This window comes from Cellulomonas sp. Leaf395 (genome assembly GCF_001424125.1).
Lineage (GTDB): Bacteria > Actinomycetota > Actinomycetes > Actinomycetales > Cellulomonadaceae > Cellulomonas.
The window spans coordinates 328590-350532 of record NZ_LMQI01000001.1; the positions used below are offsets into that span (position 1 = coordinate 328590).

At 72.1% G+C, this 21943-nt stretch carries 20 protein-coding genes; 11 read left to right on the top strand and 9 right to left on the bottom strand.

What is annotated here, in order from left to right:
• Window positions 1-7 precede the first annotated feature (7 nt).
• The 4 genes from disA to radA all read right to left on the bottom strand — a co-directional run bounded on the left by disA (window position 8) and on the right by radA (window position 4159).
• On the bottom strand, window positions 8-1084 hold the full coding sequence (gene disA / locus ASG23_RS01590; protein ID WP_056019119.1) for a DNA integrity scanning diadenylate cyclase DisA: 1077 nt from the start codon (window positions 1082-1084) through the stop codon (window positions 8-10).
• Between the two features lie 91 nt (window positions 1085-1175).
• Window positions 1176-2228: a LacI family DNA-binding transcriptional regulator gene (locus ASG23_RS01595; protein ID WP_235520800.1), complete on the bottom strand. Its 1053-nt coding sequence runs from the start codon at window positions 2226-2228 to the stop codon at window positions 1176-1178.
• Between the two features lie 80 nt (window positions 2229-2308).
• Window positions 2309-2551, bottom strand: coding sequence for a hypothetical protein (locus ASG23_RS01600; protein WP_157465468.1), 243 nt, complete (start codon window positions 2549-2551; stop codon window positions 2309-2311).
• Between the two features lie 186 nt (window positions 2552-2737).
• Entirely contained in the window at window positions 2738-4159 is a 1422-nt protein-coding gene (radA, locus tag ASG23_RS01605; protein ID WP_056020612.1) for a DNA repair protein RadA, read from the bottom strand.
• A 74-nt stretch (window positions 4160-4233) separates the two neighbouring features.
• Between radA and ASG23_RS01610 the strand changes: the two genes are divergently transcribed.
• From ASG23_RS01610 to ASG23_RS01625, 4 genes are all read left to right on the top strand, one after another.
• Entirely contained in the window at window positions 4234-4875 is a 642-nt protein-coding gene (locus tag ASG23_RS01610; protein WP_056019124.1) for a TetR/AcrR family transcriptional regulator, read from the top strand.
• Window positions 4872-5798, top strand: a complete 927-nt coding sequence (locus tag ASG23_RS01615) for an ABC transporter ATP-binding protein (protein WP_056019127.1) — start codon at window positions 4872-4874, stop codon at window positions 5796-5798. The genes ASG23_RS01610 and ASG23_RS01615 overlap by 4 nt, the downstream gene beginning before the upstream one ends.
• Window positions 5795-7417: an ABC transporter permease gene (locus ASG23_RS01620; protein ID WP_056019131.1), complete on the top strand. Its 1623-nt coding sequence runs from the start codon at window positions 5795-5797 to the stop codon at window positions 7415-7417. The genes ASG23_RS01615 and ASG23_RS01620 overlap by 4 nt, the downstream gene beginning before the upstream one ends.
• 67 nt (window positions 7418-7484) lie before the next feature.
• Window positions 7485-8333 (top strand): hypothetical protein, encoded by an 849-nt coding sequence (locus ASG23_RS01625; protein WP_056019134.1) that lies wholly within the window; start codon window positions 7485-7487, stop codon window positions 8331-8333.
• Here ASG23_RS01625 and ASG23_RS01630 read toward each other — a convergent pair.
• The gene (locus ASG23_RS01630; RefSeq protein WP_056019137.1) at window positions 8312-9193 is read right to left on the bottom strand and encodes a helix-turn-helix domain-containing protein; all 882 of its coding nucleotides are present in this window, start codon (window positions 9191-9193) and stop codon (window positions 8312-8314) included. The two genes, ASG23_RS01625 and ASG23_RS01630, sit on opposite strands and share 22 nt — an antisense overlap.
• Before the next feature lie 71 nt (window positions 9194-9264).
• Here ASG23_RS01630 and ASG23_RS01635 point away from each other — a divergent pair, with 71 nt between their 5' ends.
• Window positions 9265-9687: a DUF1761 domain-containing protein gene (locus tag ASG23_RS01635; protein ID WP_056019140.1), complete on the top strand. Its 423-nt coding sequence runs from the start codon at window positions 9265-9267 to the stop codon at window positions 9685-9687.
• A 26-nt stretch (window positions 9688-9713) separates the two neighbouring features.
• Here ASG23_RS01635 and ASG23_RS01640 read toward each other — a convergent pair whose 3' ends face one another.
• The 4 genes from ASG23_RS01640 to ASG23_RS01655 all read right to left on the bottom strand — a co-directional run bounded on the left by ASG23_RS01640 (window position 9714) and on the right by ASG23_RS01655 (window position 13147).
• Window positions 9714-10091 carry a VOC family protein gene (locus tag ASG23_RS01640; RefSeq protein WP_056019143.1) on the bottom strand — a complete coding sequence of 126 codons (378 nt, stop codon included), beginning with the start codon at window positions 10089-10091 and terminating at the stop codon, window positions 9714-9716.
• Between the two features lie 112 nt (window positions 10092-10203).
• Window positions 10204-11676, bottom strand: a complete 1473-nt coding sequence (locus tag ASG23_RS01645) for a sensor histidine kinase (RefSeq protein ID WP_235520802.1) — start codon at window positions 11674-11676, stop codon at window positions 10204-10206.
• A gap of 13 nt (window positions 11677-11689) precedes the next feature.
• Complete coding sequence (locus tag ASG23_RS01650) at window positions 11690-12430, bottom strand: response regulator transcription factor (protein ID WP_056019146.1); 741 nt, start codon at window positions 12428-12430, stop codon at window positions 11690-11692.
• Window positions 12431-12493: 63 nt separating this feature from the next.
• Window positions 12494-13147 carry a TetR/AcrR family transcriptional regulator gene (locus ASG23_RS01655; protein WP_056019152.1) on the bottom strand — a complete coding sequence of 218 codons (654 nt, stop codon included), beginning with the start codon at window positions 13145-13147 and terminating at the stop codon, window positions 12494-12496.
• A gap of 166 nt (window positions 13148-13313) precedes the next feature.
• Here ASG23_RS01655 and ASG23_RS01660 point away from each other — a divergent pair, with 166 nt between their 5' ends.
• From ASG23_RS01660 to ASG23_RS01685, 6 genes are all read left to right on the top strand, one after another.
• Entirely contained in the window at window positions 13314-15827 is a 2514-nt protein-coding gene (locus tag ASG23_RS01660; protein WP_056019155.1) for a beta-glucosidase family protein, read from the top strand.
• A gap of 90 nt (window positions 15828-15917) precedes the next feature.
• Complete coding sequence (locus ASG23_RS01665; RefSeq protein WP_056019158.1) at window positions 15918-17594, top strand: ABC transporter substrate-binding protein; 1677 nt, start codon at window positions 15918-15920, stop codon at window positions 17592-17594.
• An 80-nt stretch (window positions 17595-17674) separates the two neighbouring features.
• Entirely contained in the window at window positions 17675-18766 is a 1092-nt protein-coding gene (locus ASG23_RS01670) for an ABC transporter ATP-binding protein (protein ID WP_056019161.1), read from the top strand.
• Window positions 18763-19740 (top strand): ABC transporter permease, encoded by a 978-nt coding sequence (locus ASG23_RS01675; protein ID WP_056019164.1) that lies wholly within the window; start codon window positions 18763-18765, stop codon window positions 19738-19740. Before ASG23_RS01670 ends, ASG23_RS01675 begins: the two co-directional genes overlap by 4 nt.
• Window position 19741: 1 nt before the next feature.
• On the top strand, window positions 19742-20734 hold the full coding sequence (locus ASG23_RS01680; RefSeq protein ID WP_056019167.1) for an ABC transporter permease: 993 nt from the start codon (window positions 19742-19744) through the stop codon (window positions 20732-20734).
• On the top strand, window positions 20731-21837 hold the full coding sequence (locus ASG23_RS01685; RefSeq protein ID WP_056019169.1) for an ABC transporter ATP-binding protein: 1107 nt from the start codon (window positions 20731-20733) through the stop codon (window positions 21835-21837). Before ASG23_RS01680 ends, ASG23_RS01685 begins: the two co-directional genes overlap by 4 nt.
• Window positions 21838-21943 lie beyond the last annotated feature (106 nt).

The window sequence follows — 21943 nt, forward strand, 5'->3', positions numbered from 1 at the left end:
GACTGGGCTAGACGTACCGCTCGAGGATGCTCGACTCCGCGAGCCGGGACAGTCCCTCGCGGACGGCCCGAGCGCGCTGCTCGCCGACGCCGTCGACGGCCATCAGGTCCTCGATGCCGGCTGCGAGCAGCTTCTGGAGCCCGCCGAAGTGCGCGACCAGGCGGTCGACGATGGCACCAGGCAGGCGCGGGACCTTGGACAGCAGGCGGTAGCCGCGCGGACCGGCGGCCGCGTCGAGCGCGTCGCCACCCCCGGGCAGACCAAGCACGTTCGCGATGCGGGCGTTGTCGAGCAGCTCGGTCGAGTCCAGCTCCGCCAGCTCGTCGAGGACCGAGTCGACCTCGCGTCGGCTGGTGTCGACGTAGTCGCGGATGATCAGCGCCCGGTCGGAGCCGATGCCGCCCACCAGCTCGTCGAGCTGCAACGTCAGCAGGCGACCGTCGGTGCCCAGCTCGACGACGTAGCCCTCGATCTCCTCGGAGATGCGGCGGACCATCTCGAGGCGCTGCACCACGGCGGAGACGTCGCGGACCGTGACCAGGTCCTCGATCTCGAGCGCGGAGAGGGTGCCGCTGACCTCGTCGAGCCGCGACTTGTACCGCTCCAGGGTGGCCAGGGCCTGGTTGGCGCGGGACAGGATGGTGGTCGAATCCTCTATGACGTGCCGCTGGCCGCCCACGTACAGCGCGATGATCCGCATGGAGGCGGACACCGAGACGACCGGGAGGCCGGTCTGCTTGGCGACGCGCTCCGCGGTGCGGTGCCGGGTGCCGGACTCCGACGTCTCGATGGTGACGTCGGGGAGGAGCTGGACGGCCGCGCGCAGGATGCGGGAGATGCCCGCGTCGACCACGACGGCACCGTCCATCTTGGCCAGCTCACGCAAGCGTGTGGCGGAGAACTCCACGTCCAGGACGAAGCCGCCGGAGCAGATGCTCTCGACCGTCTGGTCGAAGCCGAGGACGATCAGCGCGCCCGTGCGACCCCGCAGGATCCGTTCCAAGCCGTCGCGAAGCTCCCCGCCGGGCGCGACGGCGGCGAGGGTCGACCTCAGGAGGTCATCGGGAGCGTGCGAGTGGGGCACGGTTGCATGGTAACGACGAGGGCTGACTGCGGTCGTAGCGACCCGCATGTCGGACCCGTTCGCCATCACGCGTTCGCCCGTTCGACGCGGATCATGTGCTCGGCGGGGGCGCGGTGCTGTCGCGGACCACCAGGTCGACCGGGATGCGGTGCTGCTCCGGCGCCGGGGCGACGCCGGCGCGGAAGCGGCTGATCGACGACGTCAGCGCCGCCGCTGCCGCCTTGCCCTTGGCGTCGAAGTCCTGGTGCACCGTGGTCAGCGCGGGGCGCAGCCGGCGAGAGAGGGGGGAGTCGTCGAAGCCGACCACGGACAGGTCCTCGGGCACGCGCAGCCCGGCGTTCTCGGCGGCGTGCACGACCGCGGCAGCCATGAGGTCGGAGAAGCACAGCACCGCGGTCGGGCGGTCCGGGCCGGCGAGCAGCGCCCGCGCCCCCTCGGAGACGTCCGGCTCGACGTTGTCATGGACCCCCATGACGATCGGCGTCACACCGGCGCCGGCGAGGGTCTCGACCCAGCCGGCCTGGCGCTCCCGGGCGACGAAGTTCGAGCTGATCGAGGCGGCGTCGGGTGCCCAGCGGGGCGTCGCGTCCTTGCTCATGGTGAGGATGGCGATCCGACGGTGTCCCAGGTCGAGGAGGTGCTGGGCGCCGAGCCGCGACCCGTGACGTTCGTCCAGGAGGACGCTGGACGCTCCCTCGACGGGATCGCCGTCGACGAACACCAGCGGGAGCTTGCGCTTCACCAGCCAGTCGACCGCGGGGTAGTCGCCCGCGCAGCCGTAGACGAGGGCGCCGTCCATCGGGATGTCGCGGGCAGGGATCGTGCCCTCGGAGCCGGTCGACGGCAGGAGCACGACAGCCATGCCCGTGGGGGCCAGCTCCTCGGCGACCGCACCGAAGAAGGCGGCCGCCATGGGGTCGAGGAAGGCCGTCCCGACCGACTCGGTGAGCAGCACACCCACCGCGCCGGTCGTCCCGCGGGCAAGCGCCCGGGCCGACGGGTCGGGACCGACGTACCCGAGGTCCGCCGCGGCGGCGAGGATCGTGCGGCGCATCTCCGCCGAGAGCTGGTCCGGGCGGGAGAACGCGTTGGACACGGTCATCCGGCTGACGCCGACGCGGTCCGCGATCGTCTGGAGCGTCACCCGGGACACGACGACACCACCCTGTTCCGCTCCATGCGGGACAGGGTAGGTCGCCGGGACGGGTCCCAGAGGGGTGAACGTCATCTCGCCGGGTGACCGACCTCGCAGGTGCTCGCGGGGGCGACCGCGTCGGCCAGGTGGTGCAGCGCTCCGGCAAGGGTGCGTCGGGTCCGGGGTGCGTGCGTGCGACGCGGGCGCACGAGCTTGTCCACCGTGGGCGCCCACGGACGGGCGCTCTCGACCTCGTGCTGCGCGGCGGCTACTCCGAAGAGCAGCCCGAACTGCGGGGTGTCCATCGACATCAGAGTCTCCTGTCGGCTCACGGTTCTTCTGTACCGATAAAGTAACCCCGATCTCTGTACCGGTCAAGAGAATTGATGTCAGGATTCTCACCGCGCCCACGCGTCGGTCGAGGACTCGTGGGTATCGGCGCGCTGAGCGCCTCGTGCGGCGAGGGCGAGCAAAGGCGCGGGGAGCGCGGAGGCGTGGTGAGCGCCAGGACCGGGGCGTCAGCGACGCGCGGCCGACGCCAGGTCCGGCACCAGCCCGGCTGCGGTGACGGCCTCGCCGAGGTCTGCGGCCGTCAGGACGGTCAGCCCCGCCGGTGGCGTCGCGCCGTCCAGCGCGCCGGCCGGCACGATCGCGCGAGTGAACCCGAGCCGTGCCGCCTCCGCCAGCCGCCGACCGACTCCGGACACCGTCCGGATCTCCCCGGCCAGCCCGACCTCGCCGATGGCGACCAGCCCGCGCGGCAGCGGCACGTTCTCCCGCGAGCTCACGGCGGCCAGCGCCAGGGCCAGGTCAGCGCCCGGCTCCATCACGCGCGCGCCGCCGATGGTCGACACGTAGACGTCCTGGTCCGCCAGCCGTGCACCGAGCCGTCGCTGGAGCACGGCGAGCACCATCGCCAGCCGGCTGCTGTCGACGCCGCTCGTGGTCCGCCGCGGGTTGGGCACCGCGCTGGGCGCGACGAGTGACTGCACCTCGACCACGAGCGGGCGACGTCCCTCCAGCGTCACGGTCAGGCAGGTGCCCGGGACGGCGTGCAGGGCCTGGGAGATGAACAGCCCGCTGGGGTCCGCCAGCCCGACGATCCCCGTCTCCGACAGGTCGAAGCAGCCGACCTCGTCGGTGGGGCCGTAGCGGTTCTTGGTGGCGCGCAGCATCCGCAGGCGGGAGTGCCGCTCGCCCTCGAACTGGCAGACGACGTCCACCAGGTGCTCGAGCGTCCGGGGTCCGGCCACCGAGCCGTCCTTGGTGACGTGCCCGATGAGCACGACCGGCAGGTCCCGCGACTTGGCCGCCTGGATCACCGCGCTGGCCACCTCCCGCACCTGGGACACGCCACCGGCCGTCCCCTCGACCTGGGCCGACGCGATGGTCTGGATCGAGTCGAGCACGAGCAGGTCGGGGTCCACGTGCTCGATGTGCCCGAGGACCGTGCCCAGGTCGGTCTCGGCGGTGAGCAGCAGCTGCGGGTCGAGCGCGTGGATCCGCCCGGCCCGTAGGCGCACCTGCGCGGCGGACTCCTCGCCGGTCACGTACAAGACCTTGCGACCGGTGCGGGCCGCCCTCGCGGCGACGTCCAGGAGCAGGGTCGACTTGCCGACGCCCGGCTCGCCGGCCAGCAGCACCACCGCCCCGGGGACGAGACCGCCGCCGAGCACCCGGTCCAGCTCGTCGACCCCGGTGGGCCGGGCGCGCGCGGTCTCGATGTCGATCTGGTCGATCGGACGCGCCGGTGAGCGCGTGGGGGAGGTGGCGACCGTGCGCGGGGCGCCGCCGCCGGGGCCGGTGTCCTCGGCGACCGACCCCCACGCCTGGCACTCGCCGCAGCGGCCGACCCACTTGCTCGCGGTCCAGCCGCACTCGGTGCAGCGGAACGCCGGGCGAGGACTGCGCTCGGAGCGCTTCGGGGAGGTCGAGGTCACGCGCCGCACGCTAGCCGCAGGCTCCGACACGACCCCCTTGCGCCACGGCTGAACGGACGTTTAACGTAGTAAACGTGCGTTCAGAGGACCTCACCGCCCGCGCCCGCATCCGTGACGCGGCCGTCGCACGCTTCGGCCGTGACGGCTTCCGGGCGCCCGTGCGCACCATCGCGGAGGACGCCGGGGTCAGCGCCGGGCTCGTCATCCACCACTTCGGCTCGAAGGACGCGCTGCGCGCGACGTGCGACGAGCACGTCCTGACCGTGATCCGCGAGCAGAAGTCGGCCGCGATCAGCCTCGCGTCGCCGAGCGAGACCATCGGGCTGCTGGCGGGCGTGCAGGAGTACGCCCCGCTGTTCGCCTACATCGTGCGCAGCCTCCTGGACGGGGGAGCCCTCGCAGGGCACTTCGTCGACGGGCTCGTCGACGACGCCGTGGCCTACCTGAAGGCCGGCGAGGAGGCCGGCACCGTGCGGTCGTCGGCCGACCCCGCCGGGCGCGCCCGGCAGGTCGTGGCCACGCAGGTCGGGCTCCTCGTCATGGCACAGCTCGACGCCGCCGCCGGCCACGGGATCGCCCCCACCGAGTCGCCGGCCGCGGCGATCACCCAGCTGTACGACCGCGCGATGCTCGCGGGACTCGAGCTGTACACGCACGGGCTGTTCACCGACAGCTCGTACCTCGATGCCTACCTGGAGTACAAGGAGAAGCCATGACCGACGCCATCGCGGTCAGCGGACTCGTCAAGTCGTTCGGCGCCAAGCGCGCCCTCGACGGGTTCGACCTCACGGTCCGCACGGGGGAGGTGCACGGCTTCCTCGGCCCCAACGGCGCGGGCAAGTCGACCACCATCCGCGTGCTGCTCGGGCTCCTGCGCGCCGATGCCGGCGACGTGCGGCTGCTCGGCGGCGACCCGTGGCGCGACGCCGTCGCGCTGCACCGCCGCCTGGCGTACGTGCCCGGGGAGGTCAACCTGTGGCCCAACCTGTCCGGCGGCGAGGCGATCGACCTGCTCGGGCGGCTGCGCGGCGGGCTGAACCCCGCGCGACGCGACGCCCTCATCGAGCGGTTCGAGCTGGACCCCCGGATCAAGGGCCGCGCCTACTCCAAGGGCAACCGGCAGAAGGTCGCCCTCGTCGCCGCCCTCGCAGCAGACGTCGAGCTGCTGCTCATGGACGAGCCGACCAGCGGCCTGGACCCCCTCATGGAGGCGGTGTTCCAGCAGGTCGTGCAGGAGGCCGCCGCCGACGGACGGACCGTGCTGCTGTCCAGCCACATCCTTGCCGAGGTCGAGGCCCTGTGCCGGCGCGTCACGATCATCCGGCAGGGCCGCGCTGTACAGAGCGGGTCGCTGGAGGAGCTGCGCAGCCTCACCCGCACCACCGTCACGGCCGGGCTCCGCGACGCCGACGACGCCGAGCGCACCCTCGCCCTGCTCGACGGCGTCCACCACGTCCAGCGCGACGACGGCCACCTGACGGTCGACGTCGACACCGCCTCGCTCAACGACGTGCTCGCGCGGCTGACCGGGTTCGGCGTCCGGTCGCTCACCGCGCACCCACCGACCCTCGAGGACCTGTTCCTGCGCGAGTACAGCGAGGAGCTGGCCACCCTGGGCGTGCACGAGGAGTCACGATGAGCACGACGACCACCGCCGTCGCTCCCCGCTCGAGCGAGCTCGCCGGCACCCGTGGGCTGGTGCGGGCCGCGCTGCGCCTGGACCGGTGGCGCACGGCGATCTGGGCCGTCGCGGTCGCCGGCCTGACGCAGGTGTCGGTCGACGCGCTGTCACGGCTCTACTCGACGCCCGAGTCGCGGGCCGCCCGGGCGCAGCTCATCTCGTCGCCCGCGGCGACCGCCCTCGCGGGACCCGGCTACGGCCTGGACGACTACACGGTCGGCGCCATGACGGCCAACGAGCTGGGGCTCTGGATCATGATCCCGGTCGCGATCATGGCCCTGCTGACCGTGACGCGGCACCTGCGGGCGGCGGAGGAGGACGGTCGGCTCGAGCTCGTGCGGTCCGCACCCGTGGGTCGTGACGCGCCCGTGGTCGCCGGTCTGGTCGCGGCCGCGGTCGCGACGGTCGTCGTCGGCGGCCTGACGTTCCTGGCGCTGCTGACGACGGGACTCGACCCCGTCGGGTCGCTCGCGCTCGCGGGCGGCATCGTCATGGTCGGGCTCGTCTTCGCCGGCATCTCCGCGGTCGCCTCGCAGCTGACCGCGCACGCGCGGGCGGCCAGCTCGCTCGGCATGGCGGCGCTCGGCGTCGCGTTCCTGCTGCGGGCGATCGGCGACGTGCGAGGTCCGGAGAGCACCAGCGTGCTGACGTGGCTGTCGCCGTTCGGGTGGGCGCAGGCGACGCGCGCCTACGTCGACGAGCGGTTCTGGCCGCTGGCGATCGGCGTCGTCGCCGCAGCTGTCCTCGTGGCCGTCGCGTTCTGGCTCGTCGGCAGGCGCGACCTGGGCACGGGCCTGCTCGCCGAGCGGCTCGGACGTCCGCGGGCGTCGGCACGGCTGTCGGGGATGGTCGCGCTGACCCTGCGGCGGCAGTCCGGCGCGATCGCGTCGTGGGGCGTCGGGATCGTGGTGATGGGCGTGTTCGTCGGCCTCCTGGCGAACGAGATCGTGGACTTCGTGGCCGACCAGCCGCAGCTCGCGCAGATGTTCCCAACCGGCCCCAACGGCGCCGCGGCGTCGGCCTTCGCGCTCTACACGGTCTTCCTGGCGGTCATGGCGGGCGCGTACGCGGCGACCGCGGTGGGTGCGGCGCGGACGGAGGAGACCGCGACGCGCGGCGCGATGGTGCTGGCCGGGCCTGTGTCGCGGGTGCGCTGGCTGGGGTCGCAGGTGGGCGTCGCCGCAGGTGCCGCCACCGTGATGATGCTGGTCACGGGCGTGCTCATGGGCCTGACCGCGACGGCGTCGCTGGGCGAGAACGCCGTCGGGCAGCTGATCGGTGCGACCGCCGTCACGCTCCCCGCGGTGGGGATCGTCCTCGGGGTCGCGGTCGTCGTCCTGGGCGTCGCCCCGCGCGCGTTCGGGCTGGTCTGGGCCTACGTGACGTACGTCGGCGTCGTCGGCCTGTTCGCCCCGCTCCGGCCCGACGGCGCCGACGCCCTGTCGCCGTTCACCTACACGCCGCAGCTTCCCGCGGAGGCCATGGACTGGCCGCCCGTGCTCGTGCTCGCCGTGATCGCCGTCGCGCTGGCCACGGTCGGGCTCGCCGCGTTCCGGCGTCGTGACGTGGTCGGCTGACTTTCCGTCGGTAGGCTGCGGGGCGTCCGGCGAGGGTTCGGGCGACGTGATGCAAGGGGGAGCCCCGATGAGCGACACCGGCCGTCCCGGCCCCGAGCGACCTGCCGGTCCGCCGACGCCGCCCATCTCGAGCTGGGACTCGACGCAGCCGAAGCCCCCCACCGCGCCGATCTCCACGACGCCGCCCGCCGAACCGGCAGCGGGACCGCGCGCCGGCATCCCGGCCGCGTTCGCCGCGCAGCAGGCCACACCCGCAGCCGCGACCGAGCCTGACCCGGAGTCGACAGCGTCGGCAGCGTCCGGCCGACCCCGGTGGCTGATCCCCGCGATCATCGGCGTCGCCGTGCTCGTGATCGCCGCGATCATCGTCGGGATCGTCCGAAGCTCCGGCGACGACACCGAGGACGCGACACCGGCCGTCGCGACGACCATCCTGCTGCCCTCGCCGACGCCCACCGTCGAGGCGGCCGCCCGGCCCGCGACCACCGCCTTCGCCGTCGCGCTGCCGCCGACCGTGCTCCAGTACGCGCTCGCGACCTCGGTGCCGGACACCGAGTGGCAGGCGGCCGGCGCGATCGAGGCCTACACCGAGACCTACACGGACGGCGGCGACGGCACGGTCACCGTCCGCTCCGGCCAGTGGGAGACACCGGAGGAGGCCACCGCTTTCGCTGCCACCCTGGTCGCCGCGTTCCCGGCAGCGCCCGCCACCCCGGACCCGTCCGCGTCTCCCACGGGACCGACCCTCCCGCAGAGCGGTGACGTCACCGCCGGCGGGGCCGTGGCCGGCACGTACTCGATCGCCGACGCCGGCGACGGGACCGGCGTGGCGGTCTGGGTCAACGGGACCACGGTCTTCCAGGCGACCGCCCCCGTCGCGGACATCGTCGACGTCTACAACGCGTTCCCGCTCTGACGCTGCACCGGCCGTGACCCCGTCGCCAGCCGCTGGAGCTGGCGTCGGTAGGCGCCCGGCGTGGTGCTCGTCGCCTCGCGGAAGTCGCTCGTGAGGTGGGCCTGGTCGGCGTAGCCGAGCTCGACGGCGATCTGCGCGAGGTCGTCGCCGTGCACCGCGACGGCCCGCGCGGCCTCCTGGAGGCGGATCCGCCGGGCTGCCTGCTTGGGGCCGATGCCGAGCGTCGCTGCCAGTGCTCGCTGGACGGAGCGCTCGCTGACCCCCAGGTGCGCGGCGAGCGGGGTTCCGGTCCGGCGGTACGCGCGGGCGCGCAGCTCGTCCAGGGCCCGGTTGGCCAGCAGGTGCGCCGCCGGCGGTGGGTGGTCGCGTAGCCGGTCCGCGATCAGCACGTCGGCGGCTCGTGCCCGAGCCTCGGCCGAGCGCTCGTCCGCGAGGCGTGTCATCAGGGCATAGAGCCGGTCGTCGAGCCCGGCCGTCAGCGGAACCTCCGCGTCGGCGACGTCGTGGGGGCGCAGCGAGCCGAGGACGCCGAGGCCTGCCGGGCGGAGGCGGATCGCGAAGACGTCCCCGGAGCCCGAGATGCGCCGTCGCCACGCGCCGTGGTGCAGACCGGTGACGACGAGCGCCGCCGGGACGTCGCCGGTCTCGATCGTCAGGGTGACCGCGGGCAGGTCGACGATGGTCTGGGCGATGGACTCGTCCGGATCCAGTCGCCAGCGCACATGCCAGTACTGGTCGACCACGTCGCGGACGGCCGGGTCGGGGTCGATCCACCGCGCGTCGTACCGCGTCAGGTTGTCCGGGTGGAGCACGCCGGAGGTCTCGTCGGGACGGATGGGGCGCTCGGTGCCGGACGGCATGCACCCACGATGGCCGGACGTGTCGGGTTTCTCCAAGACCCTCGGTGCCGTCGCTCCGGACGATGGCAGGTGTGACGACCACCTACGCCGCCGCGTTCGCGGACCTCAGCTGGCTCGCGATCGGCATCGCGACCCTCGCCTACTACCTGCTCGGCGCCCTCTGGTTCACGCCGCTGTTCGGCGTGGCCTGGGACACCGCCATCGGGCACACCAGGGAGCGCGGCGAGAGGTTCTCGGCCGCGTACTACGTGGTCCCGCTGGTCAGCAGCCTGCTGGTCACGGTGGCGATGGCGGTCCTCGTCGGCGCCACGGGGACCGAGAAGCTGACGGACGCCCTCGTCCTCGGTCTGGTGGTCGGTCTCGGCATCGCCCTGGCCGTCTCGGTGAACAACGCCCTGACCCCGCACACCCCGCACCCGTTCCGCCTCGGCTTCATCACGGGCGGCTACCACCTGCTCGGCATCGTGGCGGTCACGCTGATCCTCGCGGCGTAGTCGTCGCCGCGGCGGGCATGACCGGGTCAGCTGGCCGCGATGATCGACAGGATGTTGCCCGCGGGGTCCGTGAACCAGGCGATCAGCGGGCCGCCGCCGCGGAACACGAAGTCGTCGTCGGTCTCGGTGGGCGTGCCCGCGTACTTCTCGAACGGCACCCCGCGCTCCCGCAGCTCCGCCACGGTGCCGGGCACGTCCTCGACGGGGAAGTTGAGCACCGTGTAGCTGGCGGGCTCGTGGGCTGGACCCTTCGGGTAGACCAGGACCTCGTGACCGTCGAGGTGCAGGAAGAGCATCCCGTTCTCCTCGGTCACGTCGAGCCCGAGCACGTCGCCGTAGAACGCTTTCGCCGCCGGCACGTCGTCGGTCGAGAACCCGCTGAACGCCTTGCTGAGATCCGCCATCACCACTCCTCGGAGACATCGTCGGGACCCGTCCAGGCTCCCGCCGCTCCCACGCGACCGCAACGTCCGCGCGAAAGAGCGTGGGGACGCGTTGATGTGCGGACGGTGCGGGCTAGGTGGCGGCTGGGAGGGTGACCGTGAACGTGGTGCCCGGGCCGCTCGACACCGTGATGGTGCCGCCGTGTGCCGTGACGACCGCGTGCACGATCGCCAGGCCCAGGCCGGTGGACCCGGTGGCGCTGTTGCGGGAGGCGTCGCCCCGGGTGAACCGCTGGAACAGGCTCTCGCGCAGGGCGGGCGGGATGCCGGGGCCGTCGTCGGTCACCTGCAGGACGATCCGGTCGCCGGTGCGGCGGACGCGGACGGTCACGGCGGTGCCGGCGGGGGTGTGCAGCCGCGCGTTGGACAGGAGGTTGGCCAGCACCTGGCGGAGGCGGTGGTCGTCGCCGACCACGACCGCGTCCTGCGGGGACAGGTCGAGCCGCCAGTCGTGGTCCGGCCCGGCGGCGTGCGCGTCGGCGACGGCGTCGATGGCGAGCACGGTCAGGTCGACGGGTTCCGACACCAGCGGCCGCCCGGCGTCCAGGCGGGCGAGCAGCAGCATGTCCTCGAGCAGGACCGTCATCCGCTGTGACTCGGACTCCACCCGGGCCATGGCGTGCAGGGCGCTGGCGGGCACCTCGTCGGGGGAGCGGCGGACCAGCTCGGCGTACCCGCGGATGGATGCCAGCGGGGTGCGCAGCTCGTGGCTGGCGTCCGCGACGAACTGGCGCACCTGCGACTCCGACTCCTGGCGGGCTCCCAGTGCCTGCTCGACGTGCCCGAGCAGCTCGTTCAGGGCGGCACCCACCTGTCCGACCTCGGTGGCGGGGTCCGTGTCCTGGGCGGGCACGCGGTCGGCGAGCACCACCTCGCCCCGGTCGAGGGGGAGCCGGGCGACCCGGTTGGCGGTGCCGACGACGCGATCGAGGGGTCGCAGCTCGCGGCGCACGAGCACCATGCCGGCGGCCGCGGCGACCAGCAGCGCGAGTGCGGCGACGACCACCTCGACGGCGACGAACGACGTGAGCGTGCTGGTCACCGACGTGGTCGGCAGGGCGGTGACGGCGGTACCGCCGTCCGGTGTCATGCTCGCGATCGCGCGGTGGCCGCCGAGTCCGCTGAGCGTGAGGGCGACGGGCTCGCCGTCGGTGGGCACCGCGAGCAGCTGGGAGACCTGGGCGTCGTCCAGCGCGGTGGGGGTGCCGTCGTCGGCGATGTAGTACGCCTGGTCGATCGTGAGGTCCGCGGGGTCCGTGCCCGCCGGCTGTTCGACGGTCACCGTGCCGGCGTCCTGACCGGGCCGGTACGGGCCGGCGGGCTGCGGCGCCGGGCCGAACGCCTCGCCGGAGACGCGGGAACCCACGGTGGGCGCGTCGACCGTGCGCCGGTGGGCGGCCGTGAGCTTCTCGTCGAGCTGCGTGGTCAAGGAGGTGCTCAGCGCGAGGGTCGACAACGTACCCATGGCGGCCGCGACGACGGCGACGAGCGCGACGACGACCACGACGAGCCGTCGGCGCAGCGTCCACCGCGGGCGCGCGGCCACTCTCACGCCCGGGTCACGCAGCTGGCTTGAGCACGTACCCGACGCCGCGCAGGGTGTGCAGCATCGGCGAGCGGCCCTTGTCGATCTTGCGCCGCAGGTAGGACACGTAGAGCTCGACGATGTTGGCCTGGCCGCCGAAGTCGTACTGCCAGACGCGGTCGAGGATCTGAGCCTTGGACAGCACGCGCTTCGGGTTGCGCATGAAGTACCGGAGCAGCTCGAACTCGGTGGCGGTGAGGCGGATGTCCTCGCCACCGCGGGTCACCTCGTGGCTGTCCTCGTCCATCGTCAGGTCACCGACGACGAGCATGGCCTCCTCGCGCGCCGAGACGGCGCCGGTGCGGCGCAGCAGCGCGCGCAGGCGGGCGACGACCTCTTCGAGGCTGAACGGCTTGGTCACGTAGTCGTCGCCACCGGCGGTCAGGCCGACGATCCGGTCCTCGACGGCGTCCTTGGCCGTGAGGAACAGCACGGGGACGTTCGGGTGGGTCGTGCGGACGCGGCGGAGCACGTCGATTCCGGACAGGTCGGGGAGCATGACGTCGAGCACGATGACGTCGGGGTCCAGCGCCTTGGCAGCGCGGACGGCGGCGTGCCCGTTGAGCGCGTGGTCCACCTGCCAGCCCTCGTAGCGCAGGGCGGTGGACAGCAGCTCGGCGAGGGTCGGCTCGTCGTCGACCACCAGCGCGCGGACAGGGGAACCGTCAGCGCGGGACAGGGCCTCCGGGCGACGGGTGGTGGTGGTCGATGTCATGACCTCACCGTTGCGTCCCTGGCTGGCACACGCCTGGAACGAACCTGTGAACTTCCTGAGCGCTCAGACGAGCGGGTGCGGTCGTCCCGTGCCCAGCAGCGCCGCGGTCAGGATCGCCTCGATGGCGAACTTGGTGGCGGCCGGCAGGTCGACGCTGTCGTCGAGCAGCCACTGCACCTGCAGGCCGTCCATGACGCCGATGATCGCGCTGGCCGCCTGCGCGGCGACGTCCTGCGGCACGTCCCCGCCGCCGACCTCCATGATCGCGGCCTGGATCTCCCCGCGCAGGACCGTGAATCGGTTGGTCACCCACCCGCGGGCCGGGTGGTCCTCGGTGACGGACTCGCCGGTGAGCACGGTGTACCCCTGGACGATGCCGCGCCGGTCGACGTTCATCCGGGCGGTGCGCACGAGGTGCTGGAAGAGCTCGATGCCGTCCGGGATGTGCTGACCTTCGAGGTCCCGGACGTCCTCCTTGTCGCGAAACTCGAGCACCTCGACCAGCAGCTGCTCCTTGGAGCCGAAGTGGTGCAGGACGCCGGCGTGCGTGATGCCGACCTGCTCGGCGACCTCCGCGAGCGAGCCGTTCTTGTACCCCTTGGACCCGAAGGTGTGGGCCGCTGCCCGCAGGATCTCCGCGCGTCGCTCGGTGGTGGCCTGGCGAGGCTGCCGTGCGCGGCGCTGTGGCGCTGCGGCGGGGGGAACGGCGTCGTCCATGACCGAACCATACTGCGACGGCGTCAGTTACTGACAAGTTAGTAAGTGCCTTAGATCGGTCGCCTTCGACCGAGACCATACTGTGATCATTCACTTACTGACATGTAAGTAAGTTGCGCGTAGGTTCCTCCGCAGTAGACGACGACGTCTGATCGGAGAACACGCGGTGTCACTCGACACAGCCACCCAGCCGCCCACGGCTGACGGGCCCTCGACCTCCCTCGCCGCCCTCCTGGCTGCCCTCAGCCTCGAGGAGAAGACGCGCCTGGTCGTCGGTGCCGGCCTGTGGTCCACCACCGCGATCCCGCACATCGGCCTGCGCGCCATGCACGTCTCCGACGGCCCCGCCGGCGTCCGCGGCGTCTCCGACTCCGCCGACGAGACCTCCGCGTCATTCCCCGCCCCCAGCGCGCTCGCCGCGACGTGGGACGTGGACCTCGCCGACGAGCTCGGTCACGTGTTCGCCGCCGAGGCGCGCCGGCACGGGGTCGACGTCGTGCTCGCCCCGCAGGTGAACCTGCAGCGCACCCCGGTCGGCGGCCGGCACTTCGAGTGCTACTCCGAGGACCCGCTGCTCACCGGCGCCATCGCGGTGCACGTGGTGCGCTCCGCGCAGGACCGCGGCGTGGGGATGTGCGTCAAGCACTTCGTCGCCAACGACTCCGAGACGCAGCGCACCACCTACCTGGCGCGCGTCGACGAGAAGACGCTGCGCGAGGTGTACCTGGCGCCGTTCGAGCAGCTGGTGCACGAGGCCCAGGCGTGGTCGGTCATGAGCGCGTACTCCGGGATCGACGACGGCACCACCGCCGCGACCGCTGCGGAGCACCGCCCGCTGCTCACCGGGGTGCTCAAGGACGAGTGGGGCTTCGACGGCGTCGTGATGAGCGACTGGGTGGCCACCACGTCCGTCGCCGGTGCTGCCGAGGGCGGCCTCGACCTGCAGATGCCCGGACCCGACGGACCCTGGGGCGACGGGCTCCTCGACGCCGTCCGCGCGGGCGACGTCAGCGAGAGCCTCCTCGACGCCAAGGTGCTCCGACTGCTCCGGCTTGCCCAGCGCGTCGGCGCCCTCGACGGGTTCGAGCCCGCGGGTGCACGACGGGACCACGTGGCCGACGTCGACGTGCGCGGCGTGCTGCGCGACCTGGTCTCCCGCTCGATGGTGGTGCTCCGCGACGACGAGCACGCCCTGCCCGTCGTCCCCGACGACGTCACCCGGATCGCGCTGCTCGGCCCCAACGCGGTCCACCCGTTCGTGCAGGGCGGCGGCTCCGCGTACGTGCGACCGGACCACGCCTCGACGCCCGAGGCCGCGCTCCGCCACGCGTTCGGCGAGGTCGAGGTCGACGTGCACCCCGGCGCGGTGTCCCGCCTGCTGCCGCCCGCGCTCGACCTGGCCGGGCGCTGCACCACCCCCGACGGCCACGCGGGCGCGCTCGGCGAGCTGGTCGACGCCGACGGGACCGTGCTGGTCACCACCGACGTCACCGAGTGGAACGGCTGGCTGCGCGAGGTGCCCGGCGCCGCGGTCGCGCTGCGTCTGCGCACCACCGTCCGGCTCGAGGAGCCCGGCCGGCACGAGGTCGGCGTCGGCACCGTCGGCAGGCACCGGATCACGGTGGGCGGGCAGGTGCTCTCCACCAGCGAGCAGGTGGTCGGCGCCGAGGTCATCCTCGACTCCAGCGTCAACCAGCCCGTCCCGGCGACGCTGGTCGTCGAGGTGACCGAGCCGACGACCGTCGAGATCGACGCGCTCGTGCAGGCCGTCCACCCCGTCGGGTACTCCAGCTTCGCCCGCGCCGAGCTGGTGCACCGCGTCCCCGGCACCTCGCCGGACGAGCTGCTCGCGGTCGCCGTCGAGGCCGCCGCGGCTGCCGACCTGGCGATCGTGGTCGTCGGCACCAACGAGGAGATCGAGTCCGAGGGGTACGACCGCACGAGCCTCGCGCTGCCCGGCACCCAGGACCAGCTGGTCAAGGCCGCGCTGGCCGCGAACCCCCGCACGATCGTCGTCGTCAACGCGGGCGCCCCCGTGCTGCTGCCGTGGCTCGACGAGGTGCCGTGCGTCCTGTGGGCGTGGCTCGGTGGCCAGGAGTGGCCCGACGCGCTCGCGGACGTGCTCACCGGGATCACCGAGCCGACCGGCCGGCTGCCCTGGACGCTCCCCGCGCACGAGTCCGACGTGCCCGTGCCCCACGCGGTCCCCGTCGACGGCGTCATCGACTACCACGAGGGCGTCCACGTCGGGTACCGCTCGTGGCTCCGGCTCGACCGCACCCCCGCGGCGCCGTTCGGGCACGGGCTCGGCTGGACCACCTGGGAGTACGAGGCGGTGTCCCACTCCGTGGAGGCCGACGGGTCCGTCGTGCTGGACGTCCGCGTCGCCAACACCGGACCCCGCGACGGACGCGAGGTGGTCCAGGTCTACGTCGAGCCGCCCAGCGCGGACGAGACGCGTCCCGTCCGTTGGCTCGGCGGGTTCGGCGTCGTGCACGCCGCCGCCGGCGCGCACGCAGATGTCCAGGTCCGGGTGGACGCCAAGGCGTTCCGGACCTGGGACAGCGCACTGCCCGGCTGGGTGACCCCGGCCGGTACCTACCCGATCCGCGTCGGCCGCTCCTCGAGCGACCTGCGCCTCAGCGTCGACGTGGCCGTGCTCAGCCACGCGTCGGCATAAGCACGGCCCTCGCAAGTCCCGGTCCGGCGATCCGCAGTCCCGTCGAACCGGACCGACCAGCATTTTCCGCATCAGTGCAAGGAGGCACTCGTGAGAATCCGCAAGCTCTCGACGGTCGTCGCTACGGCGGCCACCCTCGCGTTGCTCGCCACCGCCTGCTCCGGCGGGAGTGGTGACGGCAGCGACGACACCGCCACGGGCAGCTCGGGCAAGATCCTGACGATCGGCATGCCGAACGGCCCGCAGCAGCCGAACCAGAACCCCCTCGCGACTGGCTCCGCGTCGCTCTCGCTCGGGTACGCGTTCGCCGTCTACGAGTCGCTCATGCAGGTCAACGAGCTCAAGCCGACGGACCCCCCGACGCCATGGCTCGCCGAGTCCGTCGAGTGGAACCCCGACTCGACGCAGGCCGTCATCACGGCCCGTGAGGGCGTGAAGTGGTCCGACGGCACGGACTTCACCGCCGAGGACATCGCCTTCTCGATCCAGCTCCGCAAGGACAACAAGGAGCTGAACACCGACTTCCCCGACCAGTACGGCGACATCACGGTCGACGGCAACACGGTCACGGTGAACTTCGAGTCCGGCCAGTACGTCAACCGCGACAAGCTGCTCAAGCTCCTCATCGTGCCCAAGCACCTGTGGGAGAGCGAGGACGCGGTGACGTGGACCGACGACGAGATGATCGGCACCGGCCCCTTCAAGCTCAAGTCGTTCACGCCGCAGGCCGTGACCCTCGAGCCGAACACCGACTACTGGGGCGAGACCCCGAAGGTGAGCACCCTCCGGTACGACACGTTCAACGACAACGCCGGCCTGACCACGGCACTCACCACCGGTGAGGCGCAGTGGGGCTGGACGTTCATCCCGGACTTCGAGAACACGTTCATCGCCAAGGACCCGGAGAACTTCCACCAGGTCGCAGGCGGCGGCTTCGGCGTCGACGTGCTGTACCTGAACAATGAGACCAAGCCGTTCAACGACGTGGCGTTCCGCAAGGCGCTGAACATGGTCGTCGACCGCGCGGACATCTCCCAGACCGCCGGGTACGGCGTGTGGCCGCAGATCACGAGCGTGACCGGCCTGCCGCAGCCGTCGGGTGACGCGTTCATCTCGGACGAGTTCGCCGACCAGGAGCTCACGGTCGACGTCGACGGTGCCAAGGAGGTCCTCACGGACGCCGGCTACACCTGGGACGGCGACGCGCTGGTCGACCCCGACGGCGAGAAGGTCTCCTTCACGCTGCAGAACCCGACGGGCTGGACCGACTACCTGGACGCTCTCGGCATCATCAGCGAGGGTGCAACAGCCCTCGGTGCGGAGGCCAGCGTCGAGGGTGTCGTCCAGGACACCTGGTTCAACGACATCATCCCGTTCGGCAACTTCCAGGCGTCCCTGCACTGGACCGACGGGGGCAGCACGCCGTGGAACATGTACTCCAACATCATGGACGGCGCGTCCTACGTGCCGCTGGGTGAGTCGGCGACGTGGAACTTCGGTCGCTACAAGAACGACGAGGTCACGGCGGCGCTGGCCGACTTCAAGGCCGGGACCGACGACGCCGCCCGCGCGGCTGCTCTGGACATCGTCCAGAAGCGCTTCGTGGAGGACGTCCCCGGCATCGTCATCTGGTCCCGTCCCGCGGTCGCGCAGTACTCGACGGTGAACTACACGGGCTTCCCGACCGACGAGGACCCGTACGCGAACCCGCAGCCGACGGGTCCGCAGGCCGCGCTCATCCTGTCGAAGCTGGTCCCGACCGAGTGAGCTGACGGGGTGCGACGGGCGGCCCTCCCCGCCCGTCGCACCCCGTGCCAGGCCCGCACACACGACCCCAAGGTGACCCGATGAGCTCCCCGCACGAAGACCCCCCAGACGCCCCCGTGCTGCAGGCGATCGACCTGCGCAAGCACTTCCCCGTGCGCGGCACCCGCAACCGCAAGGTCGTGCACGCGGTCGACGACGTCAACCTCGAGCTGTACCGCGGCCGCGTGGTCGCACTGGTGGGGGAGTCGGGCTCCGGCAAGTCCACGATCGCCAGGCTCCTGGCGCAGCTCATGCCCGTCACGGGCGGGCAGATCCTGCTGCACGGGCAGGACGCCACCGCCAAGAACCGCACGGCGTTCCACCGCTACGTGCGCAAGGTCCAGATGATCTTCCAGGACCCGTTCGGGTCGCTGAACCCGGTCCACACCGTGCGCTACACCCTCACGCGCAGCCTCAAGATCCACCGCGGTCGCCTGCGCGGGGTCGAGCTCGAGGCGGCCCTCGACGAGCTGCTGGACCGGGTCCAGCTGCGCCCGGCCGCCCGGTACATCGACAAGTTCCCGCACGAGCTGTCCGGCGGCCAGCGCCAGCGCGTCGCCATCGCCCGCGCGCTCGCGGCCGAGCCCGAGGTGCTGCTCGCCGACGAGCCCATCTCGATGCTCGACGTGTCGATCCGTCTGGGCATCCTCAACCTGCTGCGCGACCTGCGGGACCGGCTGCAGCTCGCGATCCTCTACATCACGCACGACATCGCGTCGGCCCGCTACTTCGCCGACCGGACGATGGTCATGTACGCCGGCCGGATCGTGGAGACGGGCGACTCCGAGTCCGTGACGCAGGACCCCAAGCACCCGTACACGCAGCTGCTGGTGCGCTCCGCGCCGGACCCGGACGACCTGGAGTCCCGCGCCCGGGGTGCTCGTGGCGAGGCGCCGAGCCTGGTGGCCCCGCCCACCGGCTGCCGGTTCAACCCGCGCTGCCCGTTCGCCACCGACCTGTGCCGCACCGAGGTGCCGCCGCTGATCGCCGTGGGCGAGGGGCGCGAGGCCGCGTGCTGGGGCTACTCGGACCGCGCGGACCGCCCGTCGCTGGGCTCGGTCCTCGATGCGTACGGGGAGCGGCCGGTGGTCGACGCGGCGCTGCTCGATGTGATCACGGAGGGCGACCGATGAGGTTCTTCACCCGACGCATCGTCTTCTACGCGATCACCGCGTGGGCGGCGATCACCATCAACTTCTTCATCCCGCGGATCATGCCGGGCGACCCCGTGAGCGCCCTGATCGCCAAGAACCAGGGTCGGATCAGCCCCGACGCCGCCGAGGCGCTGCGGGCACTGTTCGGGCTGGACGAGGACATGTCGCTGTGGGACCAGTACGTCGCCTACTGGGGACTGTTGCTGCACGGTGACCTGGGGATCTCGTTCACCTACATGGCGCCCGTGGTCGACGTCATCCGGCAGGCCCTGCCGTGGACCATCGGCCTGGTCGGCATCGCGACGATCATCAGCTTCACGCTCGGCACGCTCGTCGGCACCGGGATCGGGTGGCGCCGCGGGACCTGGATGGACGGGCTGCTGCCGCTGTCCACGTTCTTCTCCGCGGTGCCGTACTTCTGGCTCGCTCTGATCGCCATCTCGCTGTTCTCGGTGACCCTCGGCTGGTTCCCCGCCAGCGGCAGCTACGACCGCAGCCTGGTGCCCACGTTGTCCTGGGAGTTCATCGGATCCGTCATCTACTACGGCTTCCTGCCCGCCATGACGATCGTCGTCTCGTCGATCGCGGGCTGGATGCTCGGGATGCGCAACATGATGGTCACCGTGTCCTCCGAGGACTACGTGACCGTCGCGCAGGCCAAGGGCCTCAAGGAGCGGACCGTGATGATGGGCTACGCCGCCCGGAACGCGATCCTGCCGCAGGTGTCCAGCTTCGCGCTGTCGCTCGGCTTCATCGTCGGCGGCACTCTGGTCATGGAGATCGTCTTCTCCTACCAGGGCATCGGCTACTACCTGTTCAGCGCGGTGAACGCGAAGGACTACCCGCTCATGCAGGGGTGCTTCCTGGTGATCACGTTCGCCGTGCTCCTCGCCAACATGGCCGCCGACGTCGCCTACGGCGTGCTCGACCCCCGCACGCGTCAGGAGGGCTGACATGACCGTCGAAGCCGCGTTCTACGAGGACCTGGAGATCACGCCGGACGCCACGACGCCCCGCAAGGGCAAGCGCCGGTTCCTGTTCATGCGCAACGCGAAGGCCCTCACCGGTCTCGTGATCCTCGGGTTCTTCTTCCTCATCGCGCTCATCGGGCCGTGGATCGCCCCGTACGACCCGAACGAGCGCTCGTCGGCGATCCTGCAGCCGCCCTCGTGGCAGCACCTCATGGGCACCACCCACCAGGGGCAGGACGTCATGAGCCAGCTGATCCTCGGGACGCGCAGCGTCCTGGTGATCGGGTTCGTGGCCGGCACGGTCGCCACGGTGATCGGCGTGCTCGTCGGCGTCACCGCGGGCTACATCGGCGGGTTCGGCGACGAGTCCCTGTCCGCGCTGTCCAACGTGTTCCTGGTCATCCCGCAGCTGCCGCTCATCATCATCATCGCCGGGCAGCTCCCGTCGGCGGGCGGGCTCACCGTCGCGCTGGTCATCGCCGCGACGGGCTGGGCGTGGGGTGCCCGTGTCCTGCGGGCGCAGACGCTCTCGCTCAGGAAACGGGACTTCGTCGAGGCGGCCCGCGCCAACGGCGAGAGCACGTGGCGGATCATCACCGCGGAGATCCTGCCCAACCTCACGGCGATCATCGCGGCCGGCTTCGTCGGCACCGTCGGCTTCGCGGTCCTGTCGCAGATCACGCTCTCGTTCGTCGGCATCACCCCCACCGACGAGTGGAACTGGGGCACGGTCCTCTACTGGGCCCAGGCGCAGCTGGCCCTGCAGCGCGGGGCGTGGTGGTGGTTCGTCCCGGCCGGTCTGCTCATCGCGCTGTTCGGGATGGCGCTGACGCTCATCAACTTCGGGATCGACGAGTTCGTCAACCCGCGCCTGCGGTCGGTCGGCCTCAACGCCCGGTCGATGCGCAAGCGCAAGATCCGCCCCCGCATCGGCTTCACGCCGGTCGTCTACGAGGCCAAGGAGGACAGGGCATGAGCACCGGCGCCGTGACCACCCAGCGCGCGTTCCGGGCGAACGCCGCCGCCACCGATCCCGTGCTCGAGATCAAGAACTTGTCGGTCGACTACGGGTACGACGAGGACCCGACTCACGTGCTGCGTCAGGTCTCGCTCACCCTCAACCGCGGCGAGGTGCTCGGCCTGGCCGGCGAGTCCGGCTGCGGCAAGTCGACGCTCGCGTACGCGGCCACCCGGCTGCTGCCCCCGCCAGGACTGATCACCGGTGGCGAGGTCATCTTCACCGACCGCGGCGGACAGCAGACCGACATCCTCACGCTCAGCGACGCCGACCTGCGGGCCACACGCTGGCAGGACCTCGCGATCGTGTTCCAGGGCGCGATGAACTCCCTCAACCCGGTGTACCGGATCGGCCGGCAGATCGCCGACGCCATCCGCGCGCACCTGCCCGGCGTGACCAAGAACGAGGCCCTGGAGCGCGCCGCGGGCATGCTCGAGCTGGTCGGCATCTCCGCGGACCGGCTGCGCGACTACCCGCACCAGCTCTCGGGCGGCATGCGGCAGCGTGTCATGATCGCGATGGCCCTCGCGCTGGACCCGCAGGTGCTGATCATGGACGAGCCGACGACGGCCCTCGACGTGGTCATGCAGCGGCAGATCGTCGAGCAGATCGCGGAGCTGCGCGACCGGCTCGGGTTCTCGGTCATCTTCATCACGCACGACGTGTCGCTGCTGATCGAGATCGCCGACCGCATCGCGATCATGTACGCCGGCGAGATCGTCGAGGACGCCTCCGCGCAGGACATGTACCGCCGCCCGCGGCACCCGTACTCCGACGCGCTCCTGCACTCGTTCCCGCCACTGCGCGGTCCGCGCCGCGAGCTGACCGGCATCCCCGGCTCACCCCCGGACATGTCGAACCTGCCCACGGGCTGCCCGTACCGGGACCGCTGCGCCTTCGTGTTCGACGCGTGCGCTGCGATCACCCCGGAGCTCGTCGCGCCGCTGGTCGAGGGTGACGACCCGCGCCGCTCCGTCGCGTGCCTGCGGCACGACCCCGCCGCAGTGACGGMAGCCGGCTTCGAACCGCAGCCCGTGCCCGTGGAGCTGTCGGTCCGCTGATCCCCGCCCTGCCCCCGGCTCCCTCTCCACAGGGCTGCTCGCCGGGGGCGGGGCGGCCGTTCGGGCGTGCGCAGGGATCTGCGACGCAGCCGGATCGAACGGGCTC